This is a genomic window from Roseateles sp., from assembly GCF_036486225.1.
Lineage (GTDB): Bacteria > Pseudomonadota > Gammaproteobacteria > Burkholderiales > Burkholderiaceae_C > Roseateles.
The window spans coordinates 1-10,572 of record NZ_DASVNZ010000390.1 but is presented as its reverse complement, the minus strand read 5'-3'; the positions used below and the strand labels follow the sequence as shown (position 1 = coordinate 10,572).

General features: G+C 70.7%; 7 protein-coding genes. 2 read left to right on the top strand and 5 right to left on the bottom strand.

Annotated features, from left to right (window positions below; genetic code table 11):
• Positions 1-339: 339 nt before the first annotated feature.
• The 3 genes from VF536_RS25235 to dmeF form a co-directional block, all read right to left on the bottom strand.
• Positions 340-564 carry a hypothetical protein gene (locus VF536_RS25235; RefSeq protein ID WP_331617716.1) on the bottom strand — a complete coding sequence of 75 codons (225 nt, stop codon included), beginning with the start codon at positions 562-564 and terminating at the stop codon, positions 340-342.
• A gap of 232 nt (positions 565-796) precedes the next feature.
• On the bottom strand, positions 797-937 hold the full coding sequence (locus VF536_RS25230) for a hypothetical protein (RefSeq protein ID WP_331617715.1): 141 nt from the start codon (positions 935-937) through the stop codon (positions 797-799).
• A gap of 55 nt (positions 938-992) precedes the next feature.
• Positions 993-2,033: a CDF family Co(II)/Ni(II) efflux transporter DmeF gene (dmeF, locus tag VF536_RS25225; RefSeq protein WP_331617714.1), complete on the bottom strand. Its 1,041-nt coding sequence runs from the start codon at positions 2,031-2,033 to the stop codon at positions 993-995.
• Positions 2,034-2,204: 171 nt separating this feature from the next.
• Between dmeF and VF536_RS25220 the strand changes: the two genes are divergently transcribed.
• The gene (locus VF536_RS25220; RefSeq protein WP_331617713.1) at positions 2,205-5,912 is read left to right on the top strand and encodes a CheR family methyltransferase; all 3,708 of its coding nucleotides are present in this window, start codon (positions 2,205-2,207) and stop codon (positions 5,910-5,912) included.
• Between the two features lie 75 nt (positions 5,913-5,987).
• Here the strand turns inward: VF536_RS25220 and VF536_RS25215 are convergent, their stop codons facing one another.
• A complete protein-coding gene (locus tag VF536_RS25215; RefSeq protein ID WP_331617712.1) occupies positions 5,988-7,067 on the bottom strand; it encodes a sensor domain-containing diguanylate cyclase in 1,080 nt (359 codons plus the stop codon).
• Positions 7,068-7,258: 191 nt separating this feature from the next.
• Here VF536_RS25215 and VF536_RS25210 point away from each other — a divergent pair, with 191 nt between their 5' ends.
• Entirely contained in the window at positions 7,259-7,627 is a 369-nt protein-coding gene (locus VF536_RS25210; protein ID WP_331617711.1) for a hypothetical protein, read from the top strand.
• A 140-nt stretch (positions 7,628-7,767) separates the two neighbouring features.
• Here VF536_RS25210 and VF536_RS25205 read toward each other — a convergent pair whose 3' ends face one another.
• Positions 7,768-10,434, bottom strand: a complete 2,667-nt coding sequence (locus VF536_RS25205; RefSeq protein WP_331617710.1) for a 2-oxoglutarate dehydrogenase E1 component — start codon at positions 10,432-10,434, stop codon at positions 7,768-7,770.
• Positions 10,435-10,572 lie beyond the last annotated feature (138 nt).

Genomic DNA, 10,572 nt, shown 5'->3' with positions numbered 1-10,572 from the left:
TGAAATCGGGCGCGCCGCTCTTGGGGCCCTTGGCGGCGCCCGAGGGCGCCGGAGCGCCGGCGTGCACGGCCGGCGACGGAGAAGCGTTGGACTTGACGTGCATGGCGAAGCGCTCTCGTTCGTTGGGGTGAACGGATTCTTCGCCGCGGCCACCTCCCGGCATGCCGCGATGAGCGCGTCGAACTCAGCGGTCGTCGCGGACTCGGTGAACTGCGTCACCGAGGGCAGGAACTAGGGGAGTTTTCCGCCGCATTGCCGGCTCAAGTTCGCGCGGGGGCGGCACGGAACCGGGCGATGAGCGTGCAGGATGGGCGCGGGATGGACACCAGCGGGGTCAGGTCACGCGCCGCGGCTCTGATGCGCCATCGCCTCGGTCCATTCGTCCCAGGTGGACTCGGTGACCTCCAGGCCCTCCAGCGCGGGCGGATCCTCGATCGGCCAGCCGGACGGGCTGAACGGAATGCGCCGCTGCAGCAACACCTCGGTCTGCCGCAGGATGAGCTGCATGGCTTTGCTGAAGGGGTGGCCGGGTTCCCCGGCGGGTGGCGCGAAGCGTGGTCGCATGGTCCTCTCCTGACGAGTTCCCACTATCAGCGGGGGTCGGCCCAAGTGCCATCCCACCATAGGGTGGACGTGGGGGGATGCCGGAGGGGGTGTGACGAAAGGCTGTCGGGAAGGCGCCAGACGGTAGGCGACGCGCAGTGGCTCAGCGAGCTCATCAGATCGATCATTTCGATCTGATGGAAGTGATGGGAGACGTCGTGGCTTTCAAAAGCGGGAGAGAGCGCACTGCAGGTCAGATCACCTGACGCAGCAGCGCATACAGCGCGATGGCGCCGGAGGCCACCGCGCAGACGGTCTTCATCGAACGGTTGGCCACGAAGGCGCCGATCAGGCTGCTGACCAGGATGGCGGCGAGGAGGTAGTTGGTTTTCATGGGCCGCAATTGTGGCGGCGCGCCGGAGGCCCTCCGGCGAGGTCCGCGGCGTGGATCAGACAGTCGCCCGGTCGGGGCGGTTGATCTCGACGGTGACGTGGACAAGTTCCTCGTGGACGGCCAGCAGCCGGCGGACCTCGTCCGGCCGCGCCTCGGGGCTGTCGGTGACCAGCGAGACGATGCAGGCGTACTGCGCGCGGCCGACGCGCCACACATGCAGGTCGGCGATCGCCGCCGGCCACGGCGCTGCGGCGATGACCTCGCGGATCTCGTCGACCACCGGCGCGTCCATCTCCGCGTCCAGCAGCACGCGGCCGGTGTCGCGCAGCAGCCCGCGCGCCCAGACCGCCACCAGCACCGCGCCGGCGATGCCCATCACCGGGTCCAGCCAATCCGCGCCCCACAGCCGCCCGCCGAGCAGCGCCACGATCGCCAGCACCGAGGTCGCCGCATCGGCCAGCACATGCATGTAGGCGGCACGGAGGTTCAGGTCGGCATGGCCGTCGTGGCCGCGACTGCCGTCGCGATCATGCGCATGTCCAGCGGCGTGAGCCTGTGCGGATGCGTGTCCGTGGTCATGCCCATGGCCGTGACCGTGGTGACCGTGACCGTGTGCGTGGTCATGTCCGTGATGGTGGTGCTCGCCGCGCAGCAGCCATGCGCAGGCCAGGTTGACGACCAGCCCGATCGCTGCGACCGCGATGGCCTGGTCGTAGTGGATGGGCGTCGGCGCGATCAGCCGTTCGACCGACTGCCACAGCATCAGCCCCGCGACGCCGACCAGCAGCAGCGCGCTGCTGAAGCCGCCGAGGACCTCGATCTTCCAGGTACCGAAGGCGAAGCGCCCGTCCTTCGCCCAGCGTCGCGCCGCGCCGTACGCCAGCAGCGACACGCCCAGCGCCACCGCGTGCGAGCTCATGTGCCAGCCGTCGGCCAGCAGCGCCATCGAGTTGAAGACATAACCGCCGGCGATCTCCGCGACCATCATCAGCACGGTCAGCAGCACGGCCCATCGGGTATTGCGGGCGGCGAGCGGATTGCCCTCGTCGAAGACGTGCGTGTGTTGCCAGGGCGTGGTGGACATCGACGGAGACATGGCGGCGGCTGCGGAGTGGCGGTTGAAGCTGAGCGGGCATCGACGGAGATGCCGGAGCGCCGCAGTATCCCTTCGGGCGTTCGCGGCGCGGCCAGAGTCCTTGCGCCCGACCGGTCATCCGACGGGGGTAGACTGCGCCGCAGTTTTCCAATCAATACAACGGGATAGCGGGTGGACACTGAGGAGCGACAACCCCTGCGGGTGGTGGTGCTCGGCGGCTCGGCGGGCAGCATCGATGCGCTCGGCGCCGTGCTCGGTGCGCTACCGAACGAACCGGGCTTCGCGGTCCTGGTCATCACCCACCTCGACCCCAACGAGGAGACCCGGCTGCCCGAGGTCCTGCGGGACCGCACGACGCTCCCGGTCGAGCGTCTGGAGCACCTCACCAAGGTCCTGCACGGCCACGTCTACGTGATGCCGGAGAACGCCGGCGTGATGGCGCTGGACGGCCACTTCCGCCTGACCCGCCGCACGCCCGGCCTGCACCTGCCGATCGACGCCTTCCTGGCTTCGCTGGCGCAGGATCCGGACCTCGACGGCGCGGTCGTCATCCTGTCGGGCACCGGCCAGGACGGCGCGGCCGGCATCGTCGATCTGAAGGCCACCGGCGGCTTCGTGCTGGCGCAGGCGCCCAACACCGCCGCGCACGACGGCATGCCCGTCGCGGCGATCAACACCGGCCTGGTGGACGAGGTCCTGCCGCCGGAGGACATCCCCGCCGCGCTGCTGCGCCGCTTCGGCCAGCCGCACCACGAGAGCGACCTGCCCGGCTCCGCCGGCGTGGCGCAGGACGTCGACGCGCTGGAGACCGCGCTGGCGATCGTCCAGCAGAAGGCCGGCGTCAACCTGGGCTACGTCAAGGACGTCAACCTGCGCCGCCGCTTCCTGCGCCGCGTGCTGCTGCAGAAGGACCGCGACGTCGGCGCCTACCTGCAGTTCCTGCGCACCGATCCCTACGAAGCCGCCGCGCTGCGCGACGACGTGCTGATCGGCGTCACCGCGTTCTTCCGCGACGCGGAGTTCGTCAACGTGCTGCGCCAGGTCGTGCTGCCCAAGCTGCTGGCGCTGCGCCACGACCCGATCCGCATCTGGGTGCCGGCCTGCTCCAGCGGCGAGGAGGTCTACACGATCGCGATGCTGCTCAAGGAGGCGATGAACGCCGAGGGCATCAACCGCCGCGTGCAGATCTTCGGCACCGACCTGAACGAGGCCTCGATCGAGATCGCCCGTGCCGGCCGCTACTCCGCCGCCGCGCTGGAGAACGTGCCGCAGCCCTTCCGCGATACCGCCTTCGTGCCGACCTCCGGCGGCTACCTCGTCGCCAAGGACCTGCGCGAGATGTGCGTGTTCGCGCGGCACAACCTGCTCACGCATGCGCCGTTCTCGGGCATGGGCCTGATCAGCTGCCGCAACATGCTGATCTACCTGCGCAAGGAAGCGCAGCAGCATGTCTTCGAGGTGCTGCACTACGCCTGCCGCAACGACGGTTTCATGCTGCTGGGCCGCGCCGAGGCGGCTTCCGTGGCCGACGGCTTCGAACACGCCGGCGCGCCTCACCTGTACCGCAAGCTGCCGAACTCGCGCCGCCACCGGCCGCTGTTCCCGATCGACGCGCTGCGCCCCTGGGTCAGCGACGGCGACGCCCCGCGCGTGCCGCAGGCGCCGCCGCCGGACCTGGTCAGCGAGGCCGCCAACCGCGTCGCGCTCGCGCGTTACGTGCCGCCCGGATTCGTCGTCAGCCAGGGCGGCGACGTGGTCCAGTTCCGCGGCGACGTCTCCGCCTTCATCGCGCCGGCCAGCGGCGAGGCCACGCTCGCGCTGCCGCGCCTGCTGAACGCGGCGCTCAACGTGCCGGTGCGCACGGCGCTGGTCGAGGCCAAGCGCACCGGACAGCCGGTGCGGCGCGAACGCGTCGCCTTCAACGACAGGCGCTACGTGCTCGAGGTCCTGCCGCTGGAAGCCGGCGAGGCGCTGCAGCATTTCCTGGTCACGCTCGCCCCGCAGCCCGACGAACCGGTCGCCGACGCCACGTCGGCGCTGTCCACGCCGCCGTTCTCGCCCAGCGGCGCCCGCGCGCGCGTCGACGAACTCGAGCGCACGGTCACGACCCTGTCCGACGAGCTCGAGGCGACCCAGGCGCAACTGCGCACGCTGGTCGTCGAGTTCGAATCGGCCAACGAGGAGCTGCGCACCGCCAACGAGGAGATGCTCAGCACCAACGAGGAACTGCAGAGCGCCAACGAAGAGCTGCAGAGTGCGAAGCAGGAGCTCGAGTCGGCCAACCAGGAGCTGCTCTCGCTGAACGAGGAGCTCAAGTCGCGCAACGACGAGCTGGATCTGGTCAACGACGACCTCAGCAACCTGGTCGAAGGCATCCCGCTGCCGGTCGTGCTGCTGGACCGCCAGTTGCGGCTGCGCCACGCCTCGCCGCAGGTGGCGCAGCTGTTCGGCATCGATCCGGCGGCGCTGGGCCAGGCGATCGGGCAACCGGCGGTGAACGTCACCTCGCGCTTCGCGGTGGGCCAGCTGGAGCAGTTGGTGCAGGCTGCCGTACAAGGCCTGGCCCCGGTCGAACATGAACACCAGGACAACGAAGGCCGCTGGTGGCTGATCAACGTGCGGGCCTACCGCACTGCGGACGAACGCATCGACGGCGCCGTGATCGCCTTCCAGGACATCCATGAGCTGCGCTGCGCCCTGGAGTCGGCGCAGCACGCGCGCGACGACGCGGAGCGCGCCAACACCGCCAAGGACGACTTCCTCGGCATGGTCTCGCACGAACTGCGCGCACCGCTGAACGTGATCTCGGGCTGGGCCTCGGTGCTGAAGCAGTCGCAGGAACGCGGCACGCTGGGCGAGGCGACCGCGACGCGGGCCATCGCCACCATCCTCAAGCACTGCCAGGCGCAGGCGCAGCTGATCGACGACCTGCTGGACGTGTCGCGCATCGCGTCCGGCCACCTGACGCTGGAGATGCGGCCGCTGGACCTCGCGGCCTGCGTGCGCAGCGTCGTCGACGGTCTGCAGCCGGCGGCGGAAGCCAAGGGCCTGACATTGAGCGGCACCGGCCTGCAGCAGCCGCACCGCATCCAGGGCGACCAGCGCCGGATGCAGCAGATCGTGGCCAACCTGGTCGGCAACGCGCTGAAGTTCACGCCGCGCGACGGCCGGATCACGGTGTCGCTGAGCCGCATCGGACCGACGGTGGAACTGGCCGTCGTCGACAACGGCATCGGCGTCGCGGTGGAGCTGCTGCCGCGCCTGTTCGACCGCTTCACGCAGGCCGACATCAGCCGCACGCGCGAGTACGGCGGGCTCGGACTGGGCTTGTCCATCGTCCGGCACCTGGTGCTGGCGCACGGCGGCACGGTGACGGCGCACAGCGACGGCGAGGGCCGCGGCACCCGCCTGACGGTGCGTTTCCCCGCGGTGGAACTGGTCTCGGACACGCCCGAGACGGCGCCGCGCGAAAGCACCGACACCGACCTGCACGGCCTGCGCGTGCTGCTGGTGGACGACGACCCGCATGCGCTGGACGCGTTGCGGCACCTGCTGGAACTGGCCGGCGCGGAAGTGCGCGCGGCGGGGTCGGTCGAGCAGGGATGGGAGTTGGTGGCGGCCGCGTCGGAGCATCCGCCGCACGTGCTCGTCAGCGACGTGGCGATGCCGGGCGCGGACGGGTATTCGCTGGTCCGCCGGCTGCGCGCCCGCGAACGTTCGCTGGGCACCGCGGCGCCGCTGTACGCCATCGCGCTGACCGGTCTGGCGACGCTGCAGGACCGCGACGCGGCCATCGCCGCCGGCTTCGACGACCACCTGGCCAAGCCGGTGGACGTCGATCTGCTCATCGAGAAGCTGCTGCTCGCTCGGCCGCGCTGACCGGCGTGGCCGCGGCGCGATCGGCGCAATCGGCGCGGTCGGCATGACCGGCGCCGGTCATGGCCGGCCCCCGGCTCAGTCCGCGGCCTGCGCCAGGACCGCCGGCATGACGATGCTGCGCCGACGCGCGCGCTTGACGTCGTACATGCGCTGGTCGGCCAGGTGCAGCGCCTGCTCCACGCTGAGGCCGGCCGGGTCCAGCGCCACGACGCCCACACTCGCGCCCGCGTACTGCAGCGCGTGACCGTCGAGGTCGAAACGGCCGACGCTCGCCAGCGCGGCGCGCTGTTCCAGCGTGCGCGCGGCCTGGGCCGGTTCGCCGCGTTCCACCACGGGTCCTTGCGAACGCGGCAGTCCGCCCAGGCTCACGCCCGGACCGACGACGATGAACTCATCCCCGCCGACCCGCGCGAGCATGTCCGAGCCGCGCAGCTCCAGCGACAGGCGCTGGGCGATCTCGCGCAGGAACAGGTCGCCGCGATGGTGGCCGAGCTGGTCGTTGACCGACTTGAAGCCGTCCAGGTCGATGCAGCCCAGCAGCACGCAGTGGCCGTCGCGGGTCGCGCGCGCCAGCTCGCGCTGCAGCTCGTCGAAGAGCGCGCGGCGGTTCGGCAACCCGGTCAGTACATCGGTCAGGGCGAAGGTCGCCAGCTGCTCGTTCGCGGCGCGGAGGTCGGCCACCAGCCGCTCGCGCTGCAGGAACTGGCTCACCAGTGTCGAGAACAACCGCAGGATGGACTGCGCCTCGGGGCTGATCGAGCGGCGTTCCGCGCTGGCCGCGCACAGCGTGCCCAGCAGCTCGCCGCCGTCGTCGCGCACGGGGGCGCTCACATAGGTCTGGATGCCGAGCTGACGCGCGGCGTCGGAGTCGCCCCAGCACTCGGCCACGTCGCTCGTGGCCATGCGGCCGGCGTCGAGCGCCCGCTTGCACAGCGTGTCCGACCAGGCGACGGTCAGGCCTTCCGGGATGGTCATCGTGCCGGCGTTGCGGGCCAGCAGCACGTGCTGTTCCCCGGCACGCAGGTCGATGGTGGTGAGGTAGGTCGACTCCAGGCCGGTGACCGTGCCCAGCATGTCCAGCAGCGGGCGGGTCAGCTGTTCCAGGTTGCGGGCGACGGGGACGGTCGACGTCAGGCGGGCGAGCAGGGCATCCAAGATCGGCAGTCGAAATCAGGCTGAAGTCGTGGATGTTGTCACAACTGCAAAGCCCGGCCGGACGCCGTCCGTCATGACACCGGTGCCGTCCGACGGATCGTCCCCGCGTCCTTCATCGGCGCGACATAGTGCCGCCCCGCCGGGCGTGGGAATTGCCGCTTTCGCAACATCGCAGCCCAGGGAGAACCCGCATGCAACGCGACGGACAGTACCGCGGCGTCACCTACCGCGTCGAATCGACCCCCGCGGCCGGAGGCGCCTTCACCGGCAGCTATCAGCTGCTCGACGCCGGCCGGCGCCGCAACGACGCGGCCGACCACGGCCTGGCTCCCGGCGGGGCGGCCGCCAACGATGCCTTCGGGAACGATCTCGGAGCCGCCCCGGATCAGGATGTCGTCCATCCGGTGTCGGACTCGGCGTGGGCGACGGAGAACGAAGCCCTCACCTACGCCACCGAGGCGGCTTGCCATGCGATCGAGATCCTCCAACCGGGACGGCCCCAGGCGCAAGGACGGGGCAGCGGGTCGAGCCGGCGACGGACGGACTCCCTGGGGCAGTGAGGGAGACCGCCCAACTGCGCCCGGCCTGGCGCGGGCACTCCACGCATCAGGGGGCATCCCTCCGGGAACCCCCAGAAGCATTCCGGCCCCACCCGCACCCGCTGACCCCGGGCCTGGGGACTTTCTGACCCCGGGAGGGGTCAGGCTTCGCCCAGGGCTCGGGCGACCAGTTCCATCTGCTCCAGTTGATGGATCGCGTGGGAGGAGGTGGCGCCGGAGCCGTTCGCTCGGCGCGCCACGCAGCGCAGCTGCACATGCTGCGGCAGGATCGTGTCCATCTGCTCGCGGATGAAGGACCACGCGCCCTGCTGGCGATGCTCCTCCTGCACCCAGGTGATCTCGACCAGGGCCGGGTAGCGCGCGAAGAGCAGGGTCAGTTCCTCCGTCGGGAAGGGATAGAACTGCTCGATGCGGGCGAGCGCCAGGTCCGCGCGCGCCACCGAACGTCGGCCGCGATCCAGGTCGTGATGCACCTTGCCGCTGCACAGCAGCAGGCGCTCGACCTGCGCCGGACGTTCGACGGCGGCGTCGTCGATGACCGTCTGGAAGCGGCCCTCCGTCAGATCCGCGATCTCCGCGTGCGAGGCCTTCTCGTGATACAGCGTGCCCTTGGGCGACATCACGACCAGCGGCTTGCGCAAGGTGTCGAAGGCCTGCCGGCGCAGCAGGTGGAACCACTGCGCCGCCGTCGAGGGACAGGCCACGCGCAGGTTGTCCTCGCCGCACAGCTGCAGGAAGCGGCTCAGGTAGCCGCTCGAATGATCCGGCCCGATGCCCTCGTTGCCGTGCGGCAGCAGCATCACCAGCGAGGAGGTGTCGCCCCACTTCTCCTCGCCGGAGCTGATGTACTGGTCGACGAAGACCTGCGCGCCGTTGACGAAGTCGCCGAACTGCGCCTCCCACACCGTCAGCGTGCGCCGTGCGCCGACGCTGTAGCCGTATTCGAAACCGAGCACCGCCTCCTCGGACAGGGGGGAGTTGAAGATGTCGAAGCGCCCGCGCGACGGGTCGCCGGGACCTGCGTCGCGCGCTGTTCCCCGTTCGTGACCGGCATCGACGCCACCACCGATCTGCCGCAGCGGCACGAACTCCGTCGGCACGCCCTCGCCCGTCGGTGCAGTTGCCTGCGAGGTCCACACCGCCTGCCGATGCAGGAAGGTACCGCGCCGCACGTCCATGCCGGAGATGCGGACGTTGAGCCCGCCTTGAAGGATGGTCGCGTAGGCGAGGTTCTCGGCGAAGCACCAGTCGGCACGCAGCGGCGGATCGGCCAGTCCGGCCATGCGACGCCAGTGATCCGTCAGCGTGCGCACCATCGTGTGCGGCTCGAAGCCCGCGGGGAGTCGCGTCATCGGATCGACCAGCGCCTGCAACCCGGCCGCGTCGATCGCCGGCACCTCGCCGGGACGGCGCAGCGGTGACGGCGTGTCGTCCGAATCGGGCATCGCCGGATCGGAGAACGCCTGGTGTGCCCGCACGCGGCTGCGCGTGAGGTGCGAGGCCATGTCCGTGTCCGGCGGCAGGACGCGGTCGGCGCGCAGCGCGGCGGCGTAGCGGTCGACGATGGTCGGGTGCGTCTGCATCAGCGCGTGGATGCGCGGCCGCGTGAGCGCCGGGACGTCGCTCTCCGAATGACCGAGGCGGCGATAACCGATCAGGTCGATGACGATGTCGGATCCGAAGCGCGCCCGCCAGTCCAGCGCGATCGCGGCGGCGCGCAGGGCCTGCTCGGGCTCGTCGGCGTTCACGCGCAGGACCGGCGCGTCGACCATGCGCGTGACGTCGGTGCAGTACTGCGCCGGCCAGGCGCTCATCGGGTTCGGCTCGGTGAAGCCGACCTGGTTGTTGATGATCACGTGCACCGTGCCGCCGACGGTATAGCCGGGCTTGCCGCCCAGCATCAGCGTCTCCATCACGACGCCCTGCCCGGCGAAGGCCGCGTCGCCGTGCAGCATCAGCGGCAGCACGAGCCGCCGGCCGTCCTGGTCCGCGCGCTCGCGGCTGAGCGCGTCCTGGCAGGCGCGCGCGAGACCCGTGAGCACGGGATGAACGCTCTGCAGGTGCGACGGGTTGTGCGCCAAGGTCAGCGTCAGACGGCCCTGCGGCGTGTCGAGTTCGCGCTCGCCGCCGAGGTGGTAGATGAGGTCGGTGTGCCGCTCGGGATGCGGCGACTTCGGGTCGAAGAAATCGAGCACGCGCGCGGGCGGGACACCCATCAGATTGACCAGCACGTTGACGCGGCCGCGGTGCGGCATGCCGAGGAAGATGCGCCGCACGCCGTGGCCCGCCGCCTGCTCGCAGAGCGCGTCCAGCAGCGGGATCAGCGTTTCGTTGCCTTCGAGCGAGAAACGCTTCGCATGCGGGAAGGCCTGGGCGACATGTTCCTCCCAGCCCTGCGCGCGGATGAGCCGGTCAAGCAGCGCAAGCCGTTCGGTGGCACCGCCCGCGCCCGGTGGCGCGGACTCCATCGCGTGATGGAGCCAGTCGCGCCGCGACGCGTCGCGCACCGCACTGGCGTCCAGCGCCAGACCGCCGCAGTAGATCGCCTTCAGCGCGCGGTCGAGATCGGCGACGGTGCGGGCGCTCCACAGCGGCGTGCCCCGGGGCGAGAGCCAGTCGCCGGGATTGAGTCCGAAGCGTTGCGGGTCCAGCAGCGTCGGATCCGCCGGGCGCGAGACGCCGAGCGGATCCAGCCGCGCGCTGCGATGGCCGTCGAGACGGTGCGCCTCGATGAAGGCGAGCACCTCGGGTCGCCACCGCGTGGACGAATCACCCGCAGGCGCGCGGTCGTGCATCCGGTCGTTCATCGAAAACTCCCTGGTGAGTTGCGAAGACCCCGGCCGTCAAAGTACGAAGGCCCGCACCGCGTTGTTCAGATGCGCCGCCTCGTCCTGCAGCGCCTTGGCCGACGCGGTGCTCTGCTCGACCATCGCGGCGTTCTTCTG

Coding starts and splice junctions, on each gene's coding strand:
- VF536_RS25235 (WP_331617716.1), bottom strand. CDS start 564: ATGCGACCACGCTTCGCGCCACCCGCCGGGGAACCCGGCCACCCCTTC.
- VF536_RS25230 (WP_331617715.1), bottom strand. CDS start 937: ATGAAAACCAACTACCTCCTCGCCGCCATCCTGGTCAGCAGCCTGATC.
- dmeF (WP_331617714.1), bottom strand. CDS start 2,033: ATGTCTCCGTCGATGTCCACCACGCCCTGGCAACACACGCACGTCTTC.
- VF536_RS25210 (WP_331617711.1), top strand. CDS start 7,259: ATGCAACGCGACGGACAGTACCGCGGCGTCACCTACCGCGTCGAATCG.
- VF536_RS25205 (WP_331617710.1), bottom strand. CDS start 10,434: ATGAACGACCGGATGCACGACCGCGCGCCTGCGGGTGATTCGTCCACG.